Here is a 21,754-nt window from a genome sequence, read left to right as displayed (position 1 = left end):
TAATTAAGCCAGGCGCCATCCGGTAAACGAGCGCAATAACAATAAAGAGGTTTTAGGATGGGGCAATTGTCAGAATCACATGCATTAGGGGGCGGGCTGAAATCACGCCACGTCACCATGTTATCGATCGCCGGCGTCATCGGTGCCAGCCTGTTTGTCGGCTCCAGCGTGGCGATTGCGGAGGCCGGCCCTGCGGTACTGCTGGCCTATCTGTTCGCAGGATTTTTAGTCGTCATGATTATGCGAATGCTGGCTGAAATGGCCGTCGCCACGCCGGATACCGGTTCTTTTTCCACCTATGCGGATAAAGCGATCGGCCCCTGGGCCGGGTATACCATCGGCTGGTTATACTGGTGGTTTTGGGTGCTGGTTATTCCGCTGGAGGCCAATATTGCCGCCATTATTCTGAATTCATGGATACCGGGTATTCCGGTGTGGCTATTTTCATTAGTGATTACGCTTGCCTTAACTGGAAGCAATTTATTGAGCGTCAAAAATTACGGCGAATTCGAATTCTGGCTGGCGCTATGTAAAGTGATTGCTATCCTGGCGTTTATCGCGCTGGGCGCGACGGCGATTAGCGGTTTTTATCCATATGCCGAGGTAAGCGGTATCTCCCGGCTATGGGATCACGGCGGTTTTATGCCTAACGGCTTCGGCGCGGTGTTAAGCGCCATGTTGATCACCATGTTCTCTTTTATGGGCGCGGAAATCGTCACTATTGCTGCCGCGGAATCCGATACGCCGGATAAACATATCGTACGCGCCACCAATTCTGTTATCTGGCGAATTTCCATCTTTTACCTGTGTTCCATTTTTGTGGTGGTGGCGCTGATCCCGTGGAATATGCCGGGTCTGAAAAGCGTAGGTTCGTACCGTTCGGTACTGGAGCTGCTTCATATTCCGCACGCAAAATTCATTATGGACTGCGTGATTTTGTTGTCGGTGACCAGTTGTCTGAACTCCGCATTATATACCGCCTCCCGGATGCTCTATTCCCTTAGCCGCCGCGGCGATGCGCCTGCGATAATGGGAAAAACTAACCGTAGCAAAACGCCCTGGGTGGCGGTTCTCCTCTCTACCGGCGCGGCGTTTTTAACCGTTGTCGTCAATTATTACGCCCCGGCAAAAGTGTTTAAATTTCTTATCGACAGTTCCGGCGCCATCGCGCTGTTGGTCTATCTGGTGATTGCGATTTCGCAATTGCGGATGCGTAAAATTCTGCTGGCGCAGGGCGGAGAAATTAAGTTGAAAATGTGGCTTTATCCGTGGCTCACCTGGCTGGTTATCGGCTTTATCTGCTTTGTCCTGGTGGTGATGCTGTTTCGACCGGCACAACAACTAGAAGTCATTTCGACGGGGCTGTTAGGGCTGGGCATAATAGGTACTGTACCCATTATGTCTCGCTGGAAAAAACTGATAAGGTGGCAAAAAGCCCCCCTGCAAAACCTACGTTAGTTATTCCCGGCGTCAGCCGGGAAGCTTCTCAGGAGTAAAAGATGACCGCCCTTTCCCAACCGACGGCCATAGATGGCTATCGCTGGCTTAAAAATGACATTATTCGCGGCACTTATCAGCCGGATGAGAAACTGCGGATGAGTTTATTAACCGCCCGCTATGCGCTCGGCGTAGGGCCGCTGCGCGAGGCGCTGTCGCAACTGGTGGCGGAACGGCTGGTCACCGTGGTGAATCAAAAAGGCTATCGCGTGGCATCCATGTCAGAGGCGGAACTCCTCGATATTTTTGACGCGCGCGCCAATATGGAAGCGATGCTGGTACGCCTGGCGATTGAACGCGGCGATGATGCGTGGGAGGCGGAGATCCTGGCGCGAGCGCATATGCTCAGTAAACTGGAAGCCAGCGATGCCAGTGAACATATGCTCGATGAATGGGACCAGCGCCACCAGGCGTTCCATTCCGCCATTGTCGCCGGGTGCGGCTCCCACTATCTGCTACAGATGCGTGAACGCTTATTTGACCTGGCGGCCCGCTACCGCTTTATTTGGTTACGTGAAACCGTTCTGTCCGTCGAGATGCTGGAAGATAAACATATTCAGCATCACACGCTAACCGAAGCGATACTGGCGCGCGAGGCGGCACGCGCCAGCGAATTAATGCGTCAGCATTTGCTGACGCCGATTCCCATTATTCGCCAGGCGATGGCAGGAAAAATGTAGCCTGGCGCGGCCTGATAGCCATTATTCTTCAGGAATACGCAACACTTGTCCCGGATATATTTTTTCCGGGCTTTTCAGCATCGGTTTATTTGCCTCGAAGATTTTATTATACAGATTGGCGTTACCATACACTTGCTTTGAAATAGCGCTCAGGGTGTCGCCTGATTTTACGGTATAAAACTGACTTTCAGCCGCTGGCGTCGTGGTTTTAACCTGATCGTCAACGCTGCTAATCCCGGCGATATTCCCCACGGCAACCAGAATTTTTTCTTTTGCCTCCTGACTCAGCCCATCACCCGTCACTGTCGCTTTTCCATCCGCAATTTGCACATTCACTTTGTCAGCGTCGGGTATTCCCGTTTTATTTAAATGTTCCTGGACTTTTTTCGCCTGATCGTCCTTATCATGATTAGCGGTTACCGCGTCCCAGAGTTTTTCACCTGCATCTTTTACAAAATTGAAAAGTCCCATATTCACCTCGCTTGTCAAAAATACACACAAAGAAAAGTGTAGCAGAGGGAATGAGGTTATCCTGATAAGCGGCGCTTATGCGCCGCCGGTGGCCGGTAATTAATGACGCATCTGAACCCAAAATGCGTGGATAAGCCCCGGAATATATCCGAGTAATGTCAGCAGGATATTAAGGATAAATGCCCAACCGAACCCTTTTCCTAAAAGTACGCCGAGCGGAGGCAAAATAATCGTAAATACAATTCTCCAGAAACCCATATACACTCCATACAAGCAAAATTAGTCATTGTTTAAAAAGAGATTTTATCTCTAAGCATAGTCAGTTTACCTGAGCCTGCCAGTCGCGCGCCGCGCTTTTACCCTCCTTTACGCTTTTTACGCTGGCATCAGGTTGACGTTTATTTTAGAATTAACTAAATTTAGAAAATGCTTAAATAACTATGACAGAGCTTGAACAACTTCAGGCCAGCGCAGAACAGGCGGCGGCCCTGCTCAAAGCGATGAGCCACCCAAAAAGATTACTGATTTTATGTATGCTTTGCGGTTCGCCAAAAACCAGCGCAGGCGAACTGGCGCGCATTACCGGGCTAAGCCCCTCCGCGACATCGCAACATCTGGCGCGGATGCGGGAAGAAGGGCTGATTGATAGTCAACGCGATGCCCAGCGCATTCACTATTTCATTAAAAATAAGGCGGTTAATACGATTATCGCCACGTTAAAGAATCTCTATTGTCCATAAGGAGGCACGATGTCCATTGGGATAGTTTCCCCCCGTGAGGCGCAAGCGCTGATAGCGCAAGGCGCGAAACTGATTGATGTGCGCGACGCCGATGAATATCTGCGCGAGCATATTCCACATGCGCAACTGGCGCCGCTCTCCCGGCTTGAACAGGGCGATTTGCCCGCCAACCTGCGAGCGGAACAGATTATTTTTCACTGTCAGTCAGGTAAACGAACCAGCAGCAATGCAGCAAAACTACAGGCCATTGCCGCCCCTGCTCAGGTCAGTCTACTGGAAGGCGGTATCGACGGATGGAAAGCGGCAGGATTGCCCGTCACAGAAGACAAATCGCAACCGTTGCCACTGATGCGTCAGGTGCAAATCGCCGCCGGCGGGTTGACGTTGCTTGGGGTGATTCTGGGCTATACGGTCCACGGCGGCTTTTTCCTCATTAGCGGTTTTGTCGGGGCCGGGTTAATGCTGGCAGGCATGACCGGCTTCTGCGGAATGGCGCGACTACTGGAAAAAATGCCCTGGAATACCCGTACTCATTAAGCGGTACCTTCACCACGCGTCGGTAAGTGTGTAGTAGACTGAAGGCGGGTTTATAGCATTGTTCAACAGGAGGGCGTGATGTTCACACCAGGCGATTTTGTACAGCCCCGAATGGGGGGGCCGAAACTGAAAGTGATTGAAGTCAACGAGGATCATATTGTCGCGGTACAGGCCAGCAATGAGCAGGGCGAAAAATTGATCCTCAAAGCGGAAGATGTCACCCCCTATTGCGAAGAGGGCGATTTTGGCGTGTGCTGATTTATCAGAATGAGCATGGCGCAACGTTCCCTGAGTCCCGGTTAATAGAGACAGGAAACGAAGCGCCATCCGTTAAAGGTTATCCGTGATTAGATTAAGAAATCATCCAGAGATTTCCCCGCCGCCAGCGCCTGGGCAATCGGTTTAGGCGTACGACCTTGTCCGGTCCAGGTTTTTTCTTCGCCATTGAAATCAGTAAAACGATATTTTGCCGGACGCGGCTGGCGCTTTTTAGCAGAACGCGGCATTGCTGAATCCATGGCAAATAACTCTTCCGGGTTAATACCGTCTGCTTTCATCAGCTCCAGAAAGGCATTAATTTTCTCCTGCTTCTCGGCAAGCTGGCGTTGCTGCAATTCTTCTTCTTCGCGTCTTTCTTTAGTGACAACCCTGAATTTTTCGAGCATTTCTTCAAGAACGTCAATGGAGAATTCGCGAGCCATAGCACGCAGCGTGCGGATATTATTTAAGTTCTGTAACATCAAATTCATATCAATAAAAACCTTTTAACGCAGAAAACAAAAAACTATTACAGGCGGTATTGTATGCGATTATTGATTATATTTCCAGATCCTAAAGTTCATACAGATATACTCAGTATAACTCCATTAATTATATTAATCTGTTAACCAGAAGGTTATATTCATTACCCCCTGTGTATTTCAGGTTATTCTGCCTACGGTATATCTGTAGGTTTCCCGTTCAGCTGTTTATACCCTTCATACTTCAAGTTGCTTATGTGTTGGCTACGGATTACCCGGCCCATCCATGGGCCTCGCCCTGACGGGCCGTCGCACGCGACGTTCAAATCTGCTCCCGGCAGATTTGCCGCTCACCCCAGTCACATCGTTATCTATGCTCCTGGTGACTCACTCTCTTGCCGCCTTTAAGCAATTCGAAATCCATAGAATATATAGCGTATTGCGTATCTCAGTAGCCACGGTGACCCTCACGGTGGCTGACCTTATACAGAAGTGAATATTTCATCATAATAAGAGATTAACCATTCAAAAATTATCATCAGAGCTTTATGCTAAAAATCACCCTGCAATAGCTATGATTATGCTGAGAAAAGTAGAACGCGTGCCGTTAGCCGAGAATAGATCGCATCTGACAACATTTGGAATGTGGCTGAAAATCGCCAGAAAAACAATGCATTATAATACATTGATTTAAAAGTAATTAATGACTAACAACAACGAAAATCTCGCCGCGAGCAAAAAACACACAATCGTAGAGTATTTTATCGACAAAAAGCCTATAAATAAAAATATTACACTAGTTGATAGTTATTATATAGGGATATACTCTATGCAAAGACAAAAGTGCTTTATGATTTCACTACCAACCATCACTTCATTCTGATCGATACGCTACAAGGAGCATTAACATGTTCTCTCCACAGTCACGCTTGCGTCATGCCGTAGCAGACACGTTTGCGATGGTTGTTTACTGTTCTGTTGTGAACATGTTGATCGAGATATTCCTCTCCGGAATGAGCTTTGAGCAGTCGCTTTCTTCCAGGCTGGTGGCGATACCTGTCAACATTTTGATTGCATGGCCATACGGCGTTTACCGCGATCTGATTATGCGCGTCGCGCGTAAGGCAAGCCCGGCGGGATGGGCCAAAAACCTGGCGGATGTATTGGCTTATGTCACCTTTCAGTCACCCGTTTATATTATCATCTTGCTGACCGTCGGCGCCGGCTGGCATCAGATAGTGGCCGCCGTGAGTTCAAACATTGTTGTTTCAATGTTAATGGGCGCGGTTTATGGCTACTTCCTGGATTATTGTCGTCGCCTGTTTAAAGTGAGCAGCTATCATCAGGCTAAGGCATAAGTTAACGTCGCGACTGGCATTGCCAGTCGCGCTTTTAGTCGCTTTTTTCGTCGCCAAAAAGCCCGTTCAGATAACGTTCTAACGCTATTCGGGAGCTAAAGCCGTGGGGAATACCGTAATGTTCGTGGGTCTCGCCGCCTAAATAGAGCGGAAAATTTTGGTAGTGATCGCAGGTTTTAATATCCGAAGCCGGGTCAGCCAGTGATGAGCTACGGTCTTTTAATCTGGGGTGAATGATCAGCGCGGTACGCCCCATACGCGCCTCGCGGTTAACATAAACATAATTCTCGCCGCGTCGATAACCATACGTCTTATTCGTCACCACATCGACGGTAAACCCTGCCTTTTCCAGTACCCGCGCCACCTCGTCAGGTCGTAAATACATATTTTATCCTCATTCTCTTTTACTGCGGGCTTACCTTACCCGATAGCGCGTTATCAACGCTTTCAGAAAAGTCCAGAAACGCATGATATCGCCGTAACAAGCCTCAGCAGGTAAAAATATGAACTACACTGAAAGCTACATCGAAATCAATGGAGGATCATATGCTTAACAAACCGAACCGAAACGACGTCGATGATGGTGTTCAGGATATTCAGAATGATGTCAATCGATTAGCCGACAGTCTGGAAGATGTCCTTAAATCCTGGGGAAGCGATGCGAAAGACGAAGCCGAGGCTGCGCGACGTAAAGCACAGGCGTTGTTGAAAGAGACCCGGGCGCGGATGCAGGGTCGTACTCGCGTAAAACAAGCCGCCTGTGATGCGATGGGGTGCGCGGATACGTTTGTGCGTGAAAAACCCTGGTGTAGCGTAGGAACCGCCGCAGCGGTAGGGATTTTTATCGGGGCGCTGCTCAGCCTGCGTCGCTAACGACGTGCGCTGCCGGATGGCGACATACTTTATTGGGCCTGCATCATTGCCGCAGGCCCAGGTCGCGCCATTCGGCGAAACGGTTACTGTATCGCCTGTCGAAGCTGCCATGCGACCTGTTTCGCCATGCCAGCGGAAGTAATATTGGTAAACGACAGTAAAATGCCCCCCTTTCCTGACGAAACCACTCGCCAACGGCTTAGCGCCTGTACCGCCAGTCCGGCCTGATTCGCTTTCGCTACCTGCGCTTTATCATCGCCTTCAACCTCAATAACCAATTGAATACCGCCTTTCTGTAATGTCACGACAAATCCCTGTTCTGCCAGCGCCTCTTCAATCCATAACCGTCGCTGAGCATAATGTTGACGCATCTTTTTCAGATGCCGCCAGAAATGGCCATCACGGATAAAATCAGCCAGCGTGTGCTGCCATAACAACGGTACGCTACAGGGCATCAGCGACGCCTGCTGGCGGAAATGCTCAATCTGCTTTATCGGCACCACCAGCCAGGCGGTACGTAATGCCGGAAAGAGCGACTTACTGAACGTTCCGGCGTAAATCACTCGCTGCGGGGCATCCAGACTCTTGAGCGGCGGAAGTGGTTTACCGTGATAACGAAATTCGCTGTCGTAATCATCTTCAATAATCCAGGCCTGCACATTCGCCGCCCATGCCAGAAGTTGCCGTCGGCGAGTTAACGACAGAGCTACCCCCAAAGGACTTTGATGGGCGGGCGTCACCAATGCAAAGCGCCCCTGCGGGCAATCCCGCATCCCCGCCGCGACATTCAGCCCATCGGCATCGACCGGAATCGGCGCCAGCGTAATCCCCTCCTGCGTTATCACCGGGCGAATTAACGGAAAGCCGGGATCTTCCACCCACATGCTGTCTCCCGGCACAGACAATGTACGCAGGATCAGCCGCATAGAATCCGCATATCCGGAGGTAATAAGTACCTGTTCCGGCAGGCATTCAATGCTACGCGAAACCCGCAGGTAATCGACTATCGCCTGGCGCAAAATCGCCTCGCCGCAGACGTCGCCTAATGCCAGATCGAAGCGCGTCTGCGTGCGCAACCGACGCCCCATCACTCGCGCCCACTTCTCGCGCGGAAAGAGATCCAGCGCCGGTAACCCCATCTGAAAGGGTTTCGGTTCCGGACTTTCTCCGGCAAAAACAGCGGGTATCGGCGGCGCCGTCTCAAACCGTAGAGCGTTGCTCACAAACGTGCCTGCCTGGCCACGTCGCTCCAGCCAGCCCTGCGCCACCAGCTCGCCATAGGCATTTTCCACCGTGGCGCGAGAAACGCCCAGTTCCTGCGCCCACGTCCGACTGGACGGCAAACGCGTTCCGGGCGCGAGTTCTCCTTGCTCAATGGCCGTTTTTAACTGACGAGCGATGTGTTGATAGCGCGGCATATGGTCTGCTTTTTCTGTAAAAATATGGCTCTCTTTTACAGACCATTATAGTGCTACAGTGCTCGTCATCAACACGAGGAGAAACATGATGACGACGTTACGCCAACCCTATTATGAACTGAGCCCGGAGGTTTACAGCGCTCTGGTGCAGGCGAAAAACGCGCTGGAAAAGAGCACGCTTGACCCCACGCTGATGGAGCTGATTTACCTGCGTGTTTCGCAAATAAATGGCTGTGCATTTTGCCTGGAGATGCACAGCAAAGCGCTGCGTAAGGCTGGCGTGAATCAAGCTAAATTAGATGCGCTGGCAGGATGGCGGGTAAGCCACCATTTCAGCGAGCAAGAGTGCGCGGCGTTAGCCTGGGCGGAATCGGTGACGCACATTGCTGAAACCCACGCCGAAGATAATGTTTACTTGCCGCTGCTCGATCATTTCAGCGCGCGTCAAATCAGCGATCTGACCTTCGCCATCGGTTTAATGAACTGCTTTAACCGTCTGGCGATCGGTATGCGAATGTGACGCATTGTTGCCGGATGGCGCTGATGTCAGCCAACTCTGTTATGCGTGAACCTGCAGGCCGGATCGGGCGTTCACGCCGCCATCCGGCAAAAATTAGCCATGCCGCCCCTACCCCGCTGCGTTCATCAGCGGCGTTAGAATTAATCGAAAATTCCCATATCTTGTATGGTTGAATCTTAATTCAACTACATCTAGTATTTCCTGTATCAACATCCGACAATCCGACGCGTTTCATCGCGCCGTTTTCTCATTTTAAATGGAAATACGAATCATGAGCATTACTATTTACACTCGCAATAACTGTGTTCAGTGCCACGCCACAAAGCGGGCGATGGAAAGCCGTGGATTTGAATTTGAGATGGTGAACGTCGATCTGGTGCCGGATGCAGCGGATACGCTCCGGGCGCAAGGATTTCGTCAATTACCGGTAGTGATGGCGGGCGATTTGAGCTGGTCTGGCTTCCGCCCGGACATGATTAACCGTCTGCACCCGATACCCCACGCGGCAAACGCATGAGCGCGCTCGTCTACTTCTCCAGCAGCTCTGAAAATACGCACCGTTTTATGCAGCGTCTGGGGCTGCCTGCCACGCGTATTCCGCTCAATGAACGGGAGCGAATTCAGGTAGACGAACCGTACATTCTGGTTGTGCCGTCATACGGCGGCGGCGGGATGGCCGGTGCGGTGCCGCGACAGGTGATCCGCTTTTTAAATGATGAACACAACCGGGCGCGCATTCGCGGCGTTATCGCCTCCGGTAATCGCAATTTCGGCGATGCCTGGGGATGCGCTGGCGATGTGATAGCACAAAAATGCGGCGTCCCCTGGCTGTACCGCTTTGAGCTCATGGGCACACAACGCGACATCGATAACGTCCGAAAAGGAGTAAATGAATTTTGGCAACAACTACCCCGGAGCGCGTAATGCAGGAAACCATGGATTACCACGCCCTGAACGCGATGCTGAATCTTTATGATAAAGCAGGCCATATTCAGTTCGACAAGGACCAGCAGGCGATCGACGCCTTCTTTGCCGCCCATGTCCGCCCGCATTCCGTGACGTTTGCCAGCCAGCATGAACGTCTGGAGACGCTGGTTCGGGAAGGGTATTACGATGACGCCGTCCTCGCGCGTTACGACCGCGCCTTCGTCCTCCGCCTGTTCGAGCACGCCCACGCCAGCGGCTTTCGCTTCCAGACGTTTCTTGGCGCCTGGAAGTTCTATACCAGTTACACGCTGAAAACCTTCGACGGCAAACGTTATCTGGAACACTTTGAAGATCGGGTGACAATGGTGGCGTTGACGCTGGCGCAGGGTGACGAAACGCTGGCCACCCAACTGACCGATGAAATGCTTTCTGGTCGCTTTCAGCCTGCTACCCCGACTTTTTTAAATTGCGGTAAACAGCAGCGTGGGGAACTGGTCTCCTGCTTCCTGCTCCGTATCGAAGACAATATGGAGTCGATCGGGCGAGCGGTGAATTCGGCGCTGCAACTCTCCAAACGCGGCGGCGGCGTCGCGTTTTTACTCTCCAATCTGCGCGAGGCGGGCGCGCCGATCAAACGCATTGAGAATCAATCTTCCGGCGTGATCCCGGTGATGAAAATGCTGGAAGACGCATTTTCGTATGCCAACCAGCTTGGCGCGCGCCAGGGGGCCGGCGCGGTTTATCTCCATGCGCACCACCCGGATATTCTGCGTTTTCTGGATACCAAACGGGAAAATGCTGACGAAAAAATCCGGATCAAAACGCTCTCTCTCGGCGTGGTGATCCCGGATATCACCTTCCGGCTGGCGAAAGAAAACGCGCAAATGGCGCTCTTTTCGCCCTATGACGTACAACGACGCTACGGCAAACCGTTTGGCGATATCGCCATTAGCGAACGGTACGATGAATTAATTGCCGATCCGCACGTGCGTAAAACCTATATTAACGCCCGTGACTTTTTTCAAACACTGGCGGAGATTCAGTTCGAATCCGGGTATCCCTACATCATGTTTGAAGATACGGTAAACCGCGCGAATCCCATTGCTGGTCGCATTAATATGAGCAATCTGTGCTCGGAAATTTTACAGGTCAATAGCGCCTCCCGTTACGACGATAACCTTGACTATACCCACATCGGGCATGACATCTCCTGCAATCTCGGCTCGCTGAATATCGCTCACGTCATGGATTCACCGGACATTGGTCGTACCGTAGAAACCGCTATTCGCGGCCTGACGGCGGTGTCGGACATGAGCCATATACGCAGCGTGCCCTCAATAGCCGCCGGTAATGCCGCCTCTCATGCCATCGGTCTGGGCCAGATGAATCTGCATGGCTATCTGGCGAGAGAAGGCATTGCCTACGGTTCGCCGGAGGCGTTGGATTTCACCAATTTCTATTTTTACACCATTACCTGGCATGCCGTGCATACTTCAATGCGGCTGGCCCGCGAACGCGGCAAAACCTTCGCCGGATTTGCGCAGTCGCGCTATGCCAGCGGCGACTATTTTACGCAGTATTTACAGGACGACTGGCAACCGAAAACGGCGAAAGTCAGGGCGCTATTTGCCCGCAGCGGCATTACGCTGCCCACACGAGAAATGTGGCTAAAGCTGCGCGACGATGTGATGCGCTATGGCATCTATAACCAAAATTTGCAGGCGGTGCCGCCGACCGGTTCGATTTCTTACATTAATCATGCGACTTCCAGCATTCATCCGATTGTGGCCAAAATTGAGATTCGCAAAGAGGGCAAAACCGGGCGTGTGTATTACCCCGCGCCGTTTATGACCAATGAAAATCTGGACATGTATCAGGATGCCTACGATATCGGTCCGGAAAAAATTATTGATACCTATGCCGAGGCCACGCGCCACGTCGATCAAGGACTGTCGCTCACCCTGTTTTTCCCCGATACCGCCACGACCCGCGATATCAACAAAGCGCAGATCTATGCCTGGCGAAAAGGTATTAAGTCACTGTATTACATCCGGCTTCGCCAGTTGGCGCTGGAAGGTACTGAAATTGAAGGCTGCGTATCCTGCGCGCTATAAGGAAAGCCATATGAAATTATCTCGTATTAGCGCCATCAACTGGAACAAGATCCAGGACGACAAAGATCTGGAGGTGTGGAACCGGCTGACCAGTAACTTCTGGCTGCCGGAAAAAGTGCCGTTGTCGAATGATATTCCGGCCTGGCAGACGCTAAGCGCCGCCGAACAGCAGCTCACCATTCGCGTGTTTACGGGTCTTACGCTGCTCGACACTATCCAGAACATCGCAGGCGCGCCGTCGTTAATGGCAGATGCCATCACGCCGCATGAAGAGGCAGTACTGTCGAACATCAGCTTTATGGAAGCGGTACACGCCCGCTCTTACAGTTCTATTTTTTCCACGCTGTGCCAGACGAAAGAGGTTGATGCCGCCTACGCCTGGAGCGAAGAAAACCCGCCGCTTCAGCGTAAGGCGCAGATTATTTTGGCTCATTACGTCAGCGATGAACCGCTAAAGAAAAAGATTGCCAGCGTCTTTTTAGAGTCTTTTCTGTTCTATTCCGGCTTCTGGCTGCCGATGTATTTCTCCAGCCGCGGTAAGCTCACGAACACTGCCGACCTGATTCGTTTAATCATTCGCGATGAAGCGGTTCACGGTTATTATATTGGCTATAAGTATCAGATAGCGCTACAAAAACTATCGGCAATCGAGCGTGAAGAGTTAAAGCTTTTCGCGCTGGATTTGTTGATGGAACTGTACGACAACGAAATCCGCTACACAGAAGCGTTATATGCGGAAACCGGCTGGGTTAACGACGTCAAAGCCTTCTTGTGCTACAACGCCAATAAAGCCTTAATGAACCTGGGTTATGAGGCGTTATTTCCGCCGGAGATGGCAGACGTGAATCCCGCAATCCTTGCCGCGCTCTCGCCGAATGCCGACGAAAACCATGATTTCTTTTCCGGCTCAGGTTCATCTTATGTGATGGGGAAAACAGTCGAAACCGAAGACGAAGACTGGAATTTTTAACCTTACGGGCATGGGAAATAACGTTACATTCCCCATGCCTTTATTTCAAGCAATAGCGGGTTAAATCGCGCAAATATTACAACATGTCCTACACTCAATACGAGTGAGATTATTCACCTGGATTCCCCCAATTCAGGTGGATTTTTGCTGGTTGTCCCAAAAAATATCTCTCCCTCTCCATTCGCGTTCAGCCCTTATATCATGGGAAATCACAGCCGATAGAACCTCGCAATATTCATGCCAGAAGCAAATTCAGGGTTGTCTCAGATTCTGAGTATGTTAGGGTAGAAAAAGGTAACTATTTCTATCAGGTAACATATCGACATAAGTAAATAACAGGAATCATTCTATTGCATGGCAATTAAATTAGAAGTGAAGAATCTGTATAAAATATTTGGAGAGCATCCGCAGCGTGCCTTCAAATATATTGAAAAGGGACTATCGAAAGAGCAAATACTGGAAAAAACGGGGCTATCGCTTGGCGTTAAAGACGCCAGTCTGGCCATTGAAGAAGGCGAGATATTTGTCATCATGGGATTATCCGGCTCGGGTAAATCCACAATGGTACGCCTTCTCAATCGCCTGATTGAACCCACCCGCGGACAGGTACTGATTGACGGCGTTGATATTGCCAAAATATCAGACGCTGAGCTTCGCGAGGTGCGCAGGAAAAAGATTGCGATGGTCTTCCAGTCATTTGCGCTCATGCCGCATATGACCGTGCTGGATAATACGGCATTCGGTATGGAATTAGCGGGCATCGCGGCGCAAGAGCGTCGCGAAAAAGCGCTGGACGCCTTGCGTCAGGTGGGGCTTGAGAATTACGCTCACGCCTACCCGGATGAACTTTCCGGTGGGATGCGTCAGCGTGTTGGGCTTGCCCGCGCGCTGGCAATCAACCCTGATATCTTATTAATGGATGAAGCATTTTCCGCCCTCGATCCATTAATTCGTACCGAAATGCAGGATGAGCTGGTGAAATTACAGGCGAAACATCAGCGCACCATTGTCTTTATTTCCCACGATCTTGATGAGGCTATGCGTATTGGCGACAGGATTGCCATTATGCAAAATGGCGAGGTCGTACAGGTTGGTACGCCGGATGAGATCCTGAATAATCCGGCAAATGATTATGTCCGCACGTTCTTCCGTGGCGTGGATATTAGCCAGGTCTTTAGCGCCAAAGATATTGCCCGTCGCAGTCCGGTCGGATTAATTCGTAAAACGCCAGGTTTTGGTCCCCGTTCGGCACTGAAATTATTACAGGATGAAGACCGTGAATATGGTTACGTCATTGAGCGTGGCAATAAATTCGTGGGCGTCGTGTCCATCGACTCATTAAAAGCGGCATTAAGCCAGGCGCAAGGGATTGAAGCGGCGCTTATCGACGACCCTTTAGTCGTTGATGCGCAAACCCCACTCAGCGAGTTGCTCTCTCACGTCGGCCAGGCGCCCTGCGCGGTGCCGGTTGTCGATGAAGAACACCAGTATGTTGGCATTATTTCAAAACGTATGTTGCTACAGGCTTTAGATCGCGAGGGGGGTAACAATGGCTGATCAAACGAATCCGTGGGATACCGCACAGGTGGCCGATACGACGACGCAAACGGCTGATGCCTGGGGAACACCGGCAGGCGTAGCCACGGACGGCGGCAGTACCGACTGGTTGAACAGCGCGCCCGCGCCAGCCCCTGAACACTTTTCTCTTCTGGACCCGTTCCATAAGACGCTGATCCCGCTGGATAGCTGGGTCACAGAGGGAATCGACTGGGTCGTCACCCATTTCCGTCCCCTTTTTCAGGGGATTCGTGTGCCGGTGGATTACATTCTTAACGGCTTTCAGCAACTGCTGCTGGGAATGCCCGCCCCTGTGGCGATTATTCTCTTTGCGCTGATTGCCTGGCAGGTTTCCGGCGTGGGCATGGGGATCGCAACGCTGATATCGCTGATCGCGATCGGCGCGATCGGTGCCTGGTCGCAGGCGATGATTACCCTGGCGCTGGTGTTGACCGCCCTGTTGTTCTGCGTCGTGATCGGATTACCGATGGGAATCTGGCTGGCGCGCAGCCCGCGCGCAGCCAAAATAGTTCGTCCGCTGCTGGATGCGATGCAGACCACGCCCGCGTTTGTCTATCTGGTGCCGATTGTCATGTTATTCGGCATCGGTAACGTGCCGGGCGTGGTGGTGACGATTATTTTTGCTCTACCGCCGATTATACGCCTGACGATCCTGGGCATTAACCAGGTGCCTGCCGACTTAATTGAAGCGTCGCGCTCGTTCGGCGCCAGCCCGCGCCAAATGTTGTTCAAAGTGCAACTACCGCTGGCGATGCCCACCATTATGGCAGGCGTTAATCAGACGCTGATGCTGGCTCTCTCAATGGTCGTCATCGCCTCGATGATTGCGGTCGGCGGGCTTGGCCAGATGGTATTACGCGGCATTGGTCGTCTTGATATGGGGCTGGCAACCGTGGGCGGCGTCGGCATTGTGATTCTCGCCATCATTCTGGACCGTCTGACGCAGGCCGTCGGGCGCGACTCGCGTAGCCGCGGTAACCGTCGCTGGTATACCACCGGTCCTGTTGGGCTAATCACCCGCCCTTTCGTTAAGTAACTCTCCTGACGCCCGGTGACATTGCGCTTACCGGGCTTACAACTCCCTACCATAATTAAAGGAACAACGATGCGACATACTGTGATATTTGCCTCAGCGTTTGCCACCCTTGTCACCGCCAGCGCTTTCGCTGCCGACCTGCCTGGCAAAGGCATTACCGTCCAACCAATCCAAAGCACGATTTCTGAAGAGTCCTTCCAGACGTTACTGGTCAGCCGGGCGCTGGAAAAGTTGGGTTATACCGTAAATAAGCCGAGTGAAGTCGATTACAACGTAGGCTATACCTCCATCGCCTCTGGCGATGCGACGTTTACCGCCGTGAACTGGCAGCCGCTGCATGATGATATGTATGCCGCAGCAGGCGGAGACAAAAAGTTTTACCGCGAGGGTGTCTTCGTCTCCGGCGCTGCGCAGGGCTATCTGATCGATAAAAAAACCGCCGAGCAGTACAACATCACCAATATCGCTCAGCTAAAAGATCCGAAAATCGCCAAAATCTTCGATACCAATGGCGACGGCAAAGCGGACATGATGGGCTGCTCGCCGGGCTGGGGCTGCGAAGCCGTGATCAATCACCAGAATAAAGCGTTTGATCTGCAAAAAACCGTTGAGGTCAGCCACGGTAACTATGCGGCGATGATGGCTGATACCATTACCCGTTTTAAAGAAGGCAAGCCGGTGCTGTATTACACCTGGACCCCGTACTGGGTGAGCGACGTAATGAAGCCGGGTAAAGATGTCGTCTGGCTACAGGTGCCGTTCTCCTCCCTGCCGGGCGAACAGAAAAATATTGATACTAAACTGCCGAACGGCGCGAACTATGGGTTCCCGGTTAATACCATGCATATTGTCGCCAATAAGGCATGGGCGGAGAAAAACCCGGCGGCGGCGAAACTGTTCGCCATCATGAAGCTGCCGCTGGCGGATATCAACGCGCAGAACGCCATGATGCATGCCGGTAAATCGTCTGAAGCCGATGTTCAGGGCCATGTGGACGGCTGGATCAACGCCCACCAGCAGCAGTTTGACGGCTGGGTGAAAGAAGCGCTGGCCGCGCAGAAATAAGATCGTTTTTTATGCCGGATAAGGCGCAGTTCATGCGCCGCTATCCGGCCAACGCAATCTCTCCTCAAAGCGCACGATTCATCACGTCACCGTTCCCCTTTATTCATCAACATCCGCTATGATTGTTTTCCCAGGAAATAATTATCTGAATCACGATTACCATCATGACGAAACCCACCCATGGGCTTAGCCCGGCGCTGATCGTTTTAATGTCTGTGGCCACGGGTCTGGCGGTCGCCAGCAACTACTACGCCCAGCCGCTGCTTGATACCATCGCGCATCACTTTTCGCTTTCCGCCAGCTCCGCAGGGTTTATCGTTACCGCCGCGCAGTTGGGCTATGCCGCTGGCCTGTTGTTTCTGGTGCCGCTCGGCGACATGTTTGAACGCCGAACGCTGATTGTCTCCATGACGTTGCTGGCGGCTGGCGGAATGCTGATCACCGCCAGCAGTCAGTCGCTTAGCATGATGATACTCGGAACGACCTTAACCGGACTGTTCTCCGTGGTGGCGCAGATTCTGGTTCCGCTGGCCGCCACGCTTGCGACGCCCGCCACCCGCGGTAAAGTGGTCGGCACCATTATGAGCGGCCTGTTGCTGGGGATCCTGCTGGCGCGAACGGTCGCCGGACTGCTGGCAAACCTCGGCGGTTGGCGCACCGTATTTTGGGTAGCGTCGGCGCTGATGGCGCTGATGGCCGTCGCGTTGTGGCGCGGACTGCCAAAGCTCAAATCCGACACCCATCTTAACTACCCGCAACTGTTGGGTTCTGTATTCAGCCTGTTTATTCACGATAAGCTGCTGCGTACCCGCGCGCTGCTGGGCTGTCTGACCTTTGCTAATTTCAGCATCCTCTGGACATCAATGGCCTTTTTGCTCGCCGCGCCGCCGTTTAGCTATTCCGAGGGAATGATTGGCCTGTTTGGCCTGGCGGGGGCCGCCGGCGCTTTAGGCGCGCGTCCGGCTGGCGGATTTGCCGATAAAGGTAAATCTCACCTCACCACCACGTTCGGCTTACTGCTGCTGTTACTCTCCTGGCTGGCTATCTGGCTTGGGCACACCTCGGTACTGGCGCTGATTATTGGCATTCTGGTACTGGACCTCACCGTTCAGGGGGTACATATCACCAATCAGACGGTCATCTATCGTTTGCATCCGGATGCGCGTAACCGGCTCACCGCCGGCTATATGACCAGCTACTTTATCGGTGGCGCTGCAGGGTCGCTGATTTCCGCCTCCGCCTGGCAACATGCCGGCTGGGCCGGCGTTTGTCTGGCGGGTGTCACGGTAGCCTTACTTAATTTACTGGTCTGGTGGCGAGGTTTTCACCGACAGGAAGCCGTAAATTAAGCGGATAGTGAGCGTTTACCTTTGTTTAAGCTCCTTAGGGTGTTAAGGAGCTCCCCAGTCTGTTAAGGTTATGCTATTCATTTATCATGGTTATTTTTATACCGGTGAAGAATAATATAATTCTATGGAAAGCCCTGCATCCCCATCTGCTCCCAGGCCAATAGCGCCCGTTCAAGGATTCGAAGGTCGTTCACCGATAGCTATCCGTGATATTCCGGTGGCTTTTGCATCGGGTTGTAAGGCCGTTTACCCGGCTTTCGCCCCTCCCGCTTATCGTTCTCTCCTGATTTTTTCATGCAGGCACTCACGCTTTTCTCGTCATTCCTGGATTTGCCGCAGGCGGCGCTTTACCGGGCCCAATGTTCCCGCTGGCGTCTCAGTCTGCGTATCATTGGTTGCTTTATAGCCTGAAAGAATGATTTTGTATTAATAATACATTTACTTTATTTGTCACTGTCGTTACTATATCGGCTGAAATTAATGAGGTCATGCCCAAATGGATAGTTCGTTTACGCCCATTGAACAAATGCTAAAATTTCGCGCCAGCCGTCACGAAGACTTTCCTTACCAGGAAATTCTTTTGACTCGTCTTTGTATGCACATGCAAGGCAAGCTCCTGGAAAACCGCAATAAAATGCTGAAGGCTCAAGGGATTAACGAGACGTTGTTTATGGCGTTGATTACGCTGGAGTCTCAGGAAAACCACAGTATTCAGCCGTCTGAATTAAGCTGCGCGCTGGGTTCATCTCGCACCAATGCGACACGCATTGCAGATGAGCTGGAAAAACGCGGCTGGATTGAGCGTCGTGAGAGCGATAACGACCGCCGTTGCCTGCATCTGCAATTAACGGAGAAAGGCCAGGCATTTTTGCAAGAAGTGCTTCCACCTCAGCATCATTGTCTGCATCAACTCTGGTCATCACTTAGCACAGCCGAAAAAGATCAACTTGAGCACATCACTCGTAAACTCCTGACGCGTCTTGATCAAATGGAGCAGGAAGGCACTGTTCTTGAGGCGCTGCGCTAAAGCGCCGACCCGCTCAAAAATCCAGATTAATAACAGGAAAGCGGACAGGCCGGCACGCGTTACTGCTGGCCTTTCTGACAACAGGTCGGCTCAGCCGATGTGAATAATAAGATCGTGGAGAACAACATGAGCGCAAATGCGGAGATCCAAACCCCGCAGCAACCGGCTAAGAAGAAAGGCAAACGCAAAACAGCGCTGCTACTTCTTACCTTGCTCTTTGTTATTATTGCCGTGGCATATGGAATTTATTGGTTTTTAGTATTGCGTCATATTGAAGAGACAGATGATGCTTACGTGGCAGGGAACCAGGTTCAAATCATGGCGCAGGTGTCAGGCAGCGTGACGAAAGTCTGGGCTGATAACACCGACTTTGTAAAAGAGGGCGATGTTCTGGTCACGCTCGATCAGACTGACGCCAAACAAGCGTTTGAAAAAGCCAAAACAGCGCTGGCCTCCAGCGTGCGCCAGACGCACCAGTTGATGATTAACAGCAAGCAGTTGCAGGCGAATATCGACGTGCAAAAAACCGCCCTGGCGCAAGCGCAAAGCGACCTTAACCGTCGTGTGCCGCTGGGTAATGCCAATCTTATTGGCCGTGAAGAGCTGCAACACGCCCGCGATGCCGTCGCCAGCGCGCAGGCACAGCTGGATGTCGCCATTCAACAGTACAATGCCAACCAGGCAATGATTCTCAACAGTAATCTGGAAGATCAGCCTGCGGTTCAACAAGCGGCGACCGAAGTGCGTAACGCCTGGCTGGCGCTGGAGCGTACTCGCATCGTCAGCCCAATGACTGGTTATGTCTCTCGCCGCGCCGTCCAGCCTGGCGCGCAAATCAGCCCCACCACGCCGCTGATGGCCGTGGTGCCTGCAACCGATCTGTGGGTGGACGCTAACTTTAAAGAGACCCAATTAGCGAACATGCGCATTGGGCAGCCAGTGACGGTGATTACTGATATTTATGGCGACGACGTAAAATACACCGGTAAAGTCGTCGGTCTGGATATGGGAACAGGCAGCGCCTTCTCCCTGCTGCCCGCGCAAAATGCGACGGGTAACTGGATTAAAGTGGTTCAACGTCTGCCGGTACGCGTCGAACTGGACGCCCGCCAGTTAGAACAACATCCGCTGCGTATTGGTTTATCGACGCTGGTCACCGTGGATACCGCTAATCGCGACGGTCAGGTACTGGCCAGCCAGGTACGAACGACGCCGGTTGCCGAAAGTAACGCACGCGAAATTAATCTCGCGCCGGTCAATAAACTGATCGACGACATCGTACAGGCTAACGCGGGTTAATCCTGAGGTGCGTGTGATGCAACAGCAAAAACCGCTGGAGGGCGCGCAGCTCGTCATCATGACGATCGCGCTGTCGCTGGCGACATTCATGCAGGTGCTGGACTCCACCATTGCCAACGTGGCGATTCCGACCATCGCCGGGAACCTGGGTTCTTCCCTAAGCCAGGGGACATGGGTTATCACCTCTTTCGGGGTGGCGAACGCTATCTCGATTCCCTTAACCGGCTGGCTGGCGAAACGTTTTGGCGAAGTCAAACTGTTCATGTGGTCGACGGTCGCCTTTGCCGCAGCCTCCTGGGCCTGTGGCGTATCCAGCAGCCTGAATATGCTGATCTTCTTCCGCGTGGTGCAGGGCGTGGTCGCCGGGCCGCTGATTCCGCTCTCGCAAAGCCTGTTGCTGAATAACTATCCGCCTGCAAAGCGCTCCATTGCGCTGGCGCTCTGGTCAATGACCGTCATTGTCGCGCCGATTTGCGGCCCGATTCTGGGGGGCTACATCAGTGATAATTACCACTGGGGATGGATTTTCTTCATCAACGTGCCGATTGGCATCGCCGTCGTCCTGATGACGTTACACACGCTGCGCGGGCGTGAAACGCATACCGAACGGCGACGTATTGACGCCGTCGGGCTGGCGTTACTGGTGATTGGCATCGGCAGCCTGCAAATTATGCTCGACCGCGGTAAAGAACTGGACTGGTTCTCCTCGCAGGAAATTATCATCCTGACCGTGGTCGCCGTCATCGCCATCAGTTTCCTGATCGTCTGGGAACTGACCGACGATCACCCTATCGTCGATCTTTCTCTTTTTAAATCGCGTAACTTCACGATTGGCTGCTTGTGCATCAGCCTTGCCTATATGCTCTATTTCGGCGCCATTGTTCTACTGCCGCAGCTTTTGCAAGAGGTGTACGGCTATACCGCAACGTGGGCAGGTCTGGCGTCGGCGCCAGTCGGTATTATTCCGGTAATTTTGTCGCCGATTATCGGACGCTTCGCGCATAAACTGGATATGCGCAGGCTGGTCACGTTCAGCTTCATTATGTACGCCGTCTGTTTTTACTGGCGCGCCTGGACGTTCGAACCGGGTATGGATTTCGGCGCTTCCGCATGGCCGCAGTTTATTCAGGGATTTGCCGTCGCCTGCTTCTTCATGCCGCTGACCACCATTACGCTCTCCGGGTTACCGCCCGAACGGCTGGCGGCGGCATCAAGCCTGTCGAACTTCACGCGAACGCTGGCAGGTTCAATTGGCACCTCGATTACCACCACTATGTGGACCGATCGTGAGTCGCTACACCATGCTCAGCTCACGGAGTCGATTACGGCGTATAATCCAAACGCTCAGGCTATGTACGATAAACTGGAAGGCTTAGGGATGACGCACCAACAGGCGTCAGGCTGGATAGCCCAGCAAATCACGAATCAGGGGCTGATTATTTCCGCCAACGAAATCTTCTGGATGTCGGCGGGGATCTTCCTGGTGCTGCTCGGCCTGGTGTGGTTCGCCAAACCGCCCTTCGGTGCGGGCGGCGGCGGCGGCGCGCACTAACTA

The 21,754-nt window shown here is 52.4% G+C and carries 24 protein-coding genes; 19 read left to right on the top strand and 5 right to left on the bottom strand.

What is annotated here, in order from left to right:
* Positions 1-57: 57 nt before the first annotated feature.
* Positions 58-1,458 carry a GABA permease gene (gene gabP, locus LCS67_RS05225; RefSeq protein ID WP_000531275.1) on the top strand — a complete coding sequence of 467 codons (1,401 nt, stop codon included), beginning with the start codon at positions 58-60 and terminating at the stop codon, positions 1,456-1,458.
* 41 nt (positions 1,459-1,499) lie between these two features.
* Complete coding sequence (gene csiR / locus LCS67_RS05220; RefSeq protein WP_000126152.1) at positions 1,500-2,177, top strand: DNA-binding transcriptional regulator CsiR; 678 nt, start codon at positions 1,500-1,502, stop codon at positions 2,175-2,177.
* Between the two features lie 21 nt (positions 2,178-2,198).
* Here the strand turns inward: csiR and lysM are convergent, their stop codons facing one another.
* Both lysM and LCS67_RS05210 read right to left on the bottom strand, forming a co-directional pair.
* Positions 2,199-2,648, bottom strand: coding sequence for a peptidoglycan-binding protein LysM (lysM, locus tag LCS67_RS05215; RefSeq protein WP_000522406.1), 450 nt, complete (start codon positions 2,646-2,648; stop codon positions 2,199-2,201).
* Positions 2,649-2,747: 99 nt separating this feature from the next.
* Positions 2,748-2,906, bottom strand: coding sequence for a YqaE/Pmp3 family membrane protein (locus tag LCS67_RS05210; protein WP_000508175.1), 159 nt, complete (start codon positions 2,904-2,906; stop codon positions 2,748-2,750).
* Positions 2,907-3,088: 182 nt separating this feature from the next.
* Here LCS67_RS05210 and LCS67_RS05205 point away from each other — a divergent pair, with 182 nt between their 5' ends.
* The 3 genes from LCS67_RS05205 to LCS67_RS05195 all read left to right on the top strand — a co-directional run bounded on the left by LCS67_RS05205 (position 3,089) and on the right by LCS67_RS05195 (position 4,183).
* Positions 3,089-3,388, top strand: coding sequence for an ArsR/SmtB family transcription factor (locus LCS67_RS05205; protein ID WP_000137434.1), 300 nt, complete (start codon positions 3,089-3,091; stop codon positions 3,386-3,388).
* A 9-nt stretch (positions 3,389-3,397) separates the two neighbouring features.
* Positions 3,398-3,925: a rhodanese family protein gene (locus LCS67_RS05200; protein ID WP_000022011.1), complete on the top strand. Its 528-nt coding sequence runs from the start codon at positions 3,398-3,400 to the stop codon at positions 3,923-3,925.
* Positions 3,926-4,003: 78 nt separating this feature from the next.
* Positions 4,004-4,183: a hypothetical protein gene (locus LCS67_RS05195; protein ID WP_000494935.1), complete on the top strand. Its 180-nt coding sequence runs from the start codon at positions 4,004-4,006 to the stop codon at positions 4,181-4,183.
* Between the two features lie 89 nt (positions 4,184-4,272).
* Here LCS67_RS05195 and stpA read toward each other — a convergent pair whose 3' ends face one another.
* Positions 4,273-4,674 carry a DNA-binding protein StpA gene (gene stpA / locus LCS67_RS05190; RefSeq protein ID WP_001051100.1) on the bottom strand — a complete coding sequence of 134 codons (402 nt, stop codon included), beginning with the start codon at positions 4,672-4,674 and terminating at the stop codon, positions 4,273-4,275.
* Between the two features lie 899 nt (positions 4,675-5,573).
* Here stpA and alaE point away from each other — a divergent pair.
* Positions 5,574-6,023 carry an L-alanine exporter AlaE gene (alaE, locus tag LCS67_RS05185; RefSeq protein WP_000492669.1) on the top strand — a complete coding sequence of 150 codons (450 nt, stop codon included), beginning with the start codon at positions 5,574-5,576 and terminating at the stop codon, positions 6,021-6,023.
* A 34-nt stretch (positions 6,024-6,057) separates the two neighbouring features.
* On the opposite strand, the gene LCS67_RS05180 is transcribed toward alaE, so the two are convergent.
* Positions 6,058-6,408, bottom strand: a complete 351-nt coding sequence (locus tag LCS67_RS05180) for a DUF2002 family protein (RefSeq protein ID WP_000281304.1) — start codon at positions 6,406-6,408, stop codon at positions 6,058-6,060.
* Positions 6,409-6,569: 161 nt separating this feature from the next.
* Here LCS67_RS05180 and LCS67_RS05175 point away from each other — a divergent pair, with 161 nt between their 5' ends.
* Complete coding sequence (locus tag LCS67_RS05175; RefSeq protein WP_001519557.1) at positions 6,570-6,896, top strand: DUF883 domain-containing protein; 327 nt, start codon at positions 6,570-6,572, stop codon at positions 6,894-6,896.
* An 83-nt stretch (positions 6,897-6,979) separates the two neighbouring features.
* On the opposite strand, the gene LCS67_RS05170 is transcribed toward LCS67_RS05175, so the two are convergent.
* Positions 6,980-8,314, bottom strand: coding sequence for a PLP-dependent aminotransferase family protein (locus LCS67_RS05170; RefSeq protein ID WP_001138477.1), 1,335 nt, complete (start codon positions 8,312-8,314; stop codon positions 6,980-6,982).
* 88 nt (positions 8,315-8,402) lie between these two features.
* Here LCS67_RS05170 and LCS67_RS05165 point away from each other — a divergent pair, with 88 nt between their 5' ends.
* From LCS67_RS05165 to emrB, 12 genes are all read left to right on the top strand, one after another.
* Positions 8,403-8,834 (top strand): carboxymuconolactone decarboxylase family protein, encoded by a 432-nt coding sequence (locus tag LCS67_RS05165; RefSeq protein ID WP_000209816.1) that lies wholly within the window; start codon positions 8,403-8,405, stop codon positions 8,832-8,834.
* Between the two features lie 271 nt (positions 8,835-9,105).
* The gene (gene nrdH, locus LCS67_RS05160; protein WP_000028869.1) at positions 9,106-9,351 is read left to right on the top strand and encodes a glutaredoxin-like protein NrdH; all 246 of its coding nucleotides are present in this window, start codon (positions 9,106-9,108) and stop codon (positions 9,349-9,351) included.
* Entirely contained in the window at positions 9,348-9,758 is a 411-nt protein-coding gene (nrdI, locus tag LCS67_RS05155; RefSeq protein WP_001275401.1) for a class Ib ribonucleoside-diphosphate reductase assembly flavoprotein NrdI, read from the top strand. Before nrdH ends, nrdI begins: the two co-directional genes overlap by 4 nt.
* Entirely contained in the window at positions 9,731-11,875 is a 2,145-nt protein-coding gene (gene nrdE / locus LCS67_RS05150) for a class 1b ribonucleoside-diphosphate reductase subunit alpha (RefSeq protein ID WP_024138323.1), read from the top strand. Before nrdI ends, nrdE begins: the two co-directional genes overlap by 28 nt.
* A 10-nt stretch (positions 11,876-11,885) precedes the next feature.
* Positions 11,886-12,845, top strand: a complete 960-nt coding sequence (gene nrdF / locus LCS67_RS05145; protein WP_000777903.1) for a class 1b ribonucleoside-diphosphate reductase subunit beta — start codon at positions 11,886-11,888, stop codon at positions 12,843-12,845.
* 354 nt (positions 12,846-13,199) lie between these two features.
* The gene (gene proV / locus LCS67_RS05140; RefSeq protein ID WP_000985529.1) at positions 13,200-14,402 is read left to right on the top strand and encodes a glycine betaine/L-proline ABC transporter ATP-binding protein ProV; all 1,203 of its coding nucleotides are present in this window, start codon (positions 13,200-13,202) and stop codon (positions 14,400-14,402) included.
* Positions 14,395-15,459: a glycine betaine/L-proline ABC transporter permease ProW gene (gene proW / locus LCS67_RS05135; RefSeq protein WP_000775021.1), complete on the top strand. Its 1,065-nt coding sequence runs from the start codon at positions 14,395-14,397 to the stop codon at positions 15,457-15,459. Before proV ends, proW begins: the two co-directional genes overlap by 8 nt.
* A 69-nt stretch (positions 15,460-15,528) precedes the next feature.
* The gene (proX, locus tag LCS67_RS05130; protein ID WP_001216613.1) at positions 15,529-16,524 is read left to right on the top strand and encodes a glycine betaine/L-proline ABC transporter substrate-binding protein ProX; all 996 of its coding nucleotides are present in this window, start codon (positions 15,529-15,531) and stop codon (positions 16,522-16,524) included.
* Positions 16,525-16,688: 164 nt separating this feature from the next.
* Positions 16,689-17,873: an MFS transporter gene (locus LCS67_RS05125; protein WP_000165775.1), complete on the top strand. Its 1,185-nt coding sequence runs from the start codon at positions 16,689-16,691 to the stop codon at positions 17,871-17,873.
* A gap of 496 nt (positions 17,874-18,369) precedes the next feature.
* On the top strand, positions 18,370-18,900 hold the full coding sequence (mprA, locus tag LCS67_RS05120; RefSeq protein ID WP_000378431.1) for a transcriptional repressor MprA: 531 nt from the start codon (positions 18,370-18,372) through the stop codon (positions 18,898-18,900).
* A gap of 126 nt (positions 18,901-19,026) precedes the next feature.
* Positions 19,027-20,199 (top strand): multidrug efflux MFS transporter periplasmic adaptor subunit EmrA, encoded by a 1,173-nt coding sequence (emrA, locus tag LCS67_RS05115; protein WP_001275603.1) that lies wholly within the window; start codon positions 19,027-19,029, stop codon positions 20,197-20,199.
* Positions 20,200-20,215: 16 nt separating this feature from the next.
* Positions 20,216-21,751 carry a multidrug efflux MFS transporter permease subunit EmrB gene (emrB, locus tag LCS67_RS05110; RefSeq protein ID WP_023253897.1) on the top strand — a complete coding sequence of 512 codons (1,536 nt, stop codon included), beginning with the start codon at positions 20,216-20,218 and terminating at the stop codon, positions 21,749-21,751.
* Positions 21,752-21,754: the final 3 nt, after the last annotated feature.

Source organism: Salmonella sp. A7 (assembly GCF_020181675.1).
In the GTDB taxonomy this organism is placed as follows: domain Bacteria; phylum Pseudomonadota; class Gammaproteobacteria; order Enterobacterales; family Enterobacteriaceae; genus Salmonella; species Salmonella enterica.
The sequence above is the reverse complement of the archived record's forward strand: the minus strand, read 5'-3'. Positions and strand labels throughout refer to the sequence as shown.

Coding starts and splice junctions, on each gene's coding strand:
- gabP (WP_000531275.1), top strand. CDS start 58: ATGGGGCAATTGTCAGAATCACATGCATTAGGGGGCGGGCTGAAATCA.
- csiR (WP_000126152.1), top strand. CDS start 1,500: ATGACCGCCCTTTCCCAACCGACGGCCATAGATGGCTATCGCTGGCTT.
- lysM (WP_000522406.1), bottom strand. CDS start 2,648: ATGGGACTTTTCAATTTTGTAAAAGATGCAGGTGAAAAACTCTGGGAC.
- LCS67_RS05210 (WP_000508175.1), bottom strand. CDS start 2,906: ATGGGTTTCTGGAGAATTGTATTTACGATTATTTTGCCTCCGCTCGGC.
- LCS67_RS05205 (WP_000137434.1), top strand. CDS start 3,089: ATGACAGAGCTTGAACAACTTCAGGCCAGCGCAGAACAGGCGGCGGCC.
- LCS67_RS05200 (WP_000022011.1), top strand. CDS start 3,398: ATGTCCATTGGGATAGTTTCCCCCCGTGAGGCGCAAGCGCTGATAGCG.
- LCS67_RS05195 (WP_000494935.1), top strand. CDS start 4,004: ATGTTCACACCAGGCGATTTTGTACAGCCCCGAATGGGGGGGCCGAAA.
- stpA (WP_001051100.1), bottom strand. CDS start 4,674: ATGAATTTGATGTTACAGAACTTAAATAATATCCGCACGCTGCGTGCT.
- alaE (WP_000492669.1), top strand. CDS start 5,574: ATGTTCTCTCCACAGTCACGCTTGCGTCATGCCGTAGCAGACACGTTT.
- LCS67_RS05180 (WP_000281304.1), bottom strand. CDS start 6,408: ATGTATTTACGACCTGACGAGGTGGCGCGGGTACTGGAAAAGGCAGGG.
- LCS67_RS05175 (WP_001519557.1), top strand. CDS start 6,570: ATGCTTAACAAACCGAACCGAAACGACGTCGATGATGGTGTTCAGGAT.
- LCS67_RS05170 (WP_001138477.1), bottom strand. CDS start 8,314: ATGCCGCGCTATCAACACATCGCTCGTCAGTTAAAAACGGCCATTGAG.
- LCS67_RS05165 (WP_000209816.1), top strand. CDS start 8,403: ATGACGACGTTACGCCAACCCTATTATGAACTGAGCCCGGAGGTTTAC.
- nrdH (WP_000028869.1), top strand. CDS start 9,106: ATGAGCATTACTATTTACACTCGCAATAACTGTGTTCAGTGCCACGCC.
- nrdI (WP_001275401.1), top strand. CDS start 9,348: ATGAGCGCGCTCGTCTACTTCTCCAGCAGCTCTGAAAATACGCACCGT.
- nrdF (WP_000777903.1), top strand. CDS start 11,886: ATGAAATTATCTCGTATTAGCGCCATCAACTGGAACAAGATCCAGGAC.
- proV (WP_000985529.1), top strand. CDS start 13,200: ATGGCAATTAAATTAGAAGTGAAGAATCTGTATAAAATATTTGGAGAG.
- proW (WP_000775021.1), top strand. CDS start 14,395: ATGGCTGATCAAACGAATCCGTGGGATACCGCACAGGTGGCCGATACG.
- proX (WP_001216613.1), top strand. CDS start 15,529: ATGCGACATACTGTGATATTTGCCTCAGCGTTTGCCACCCTTGTCACC.
- LCS67_RS05125 (WP_000165775.1), top strand. CDS start 16,689: ATGACGAAACCCACCCATGGGCTTAGCCCGGCGCTGATCGTTTTAATG.
- mprA (WP_000378431.1), top strand. CDS start 18,370: ATGGATAGTTCGTTTACGCCCATTGAACAAATGCTAAAATTTCGCGCC.
- emrA (WP_001275603.1), top strand. CDS start 19,027: ATGAGCGCAAATGCGGAGATCCAAACCCCGCAGCAACCGGCTAAGAAG.
- emrB (WP_023253897.1), top strand. CDS start 20,216: ATGCAACAGCAAAAACCGCTGGAGGGCGCGCAGCTCGTCATCATGACG.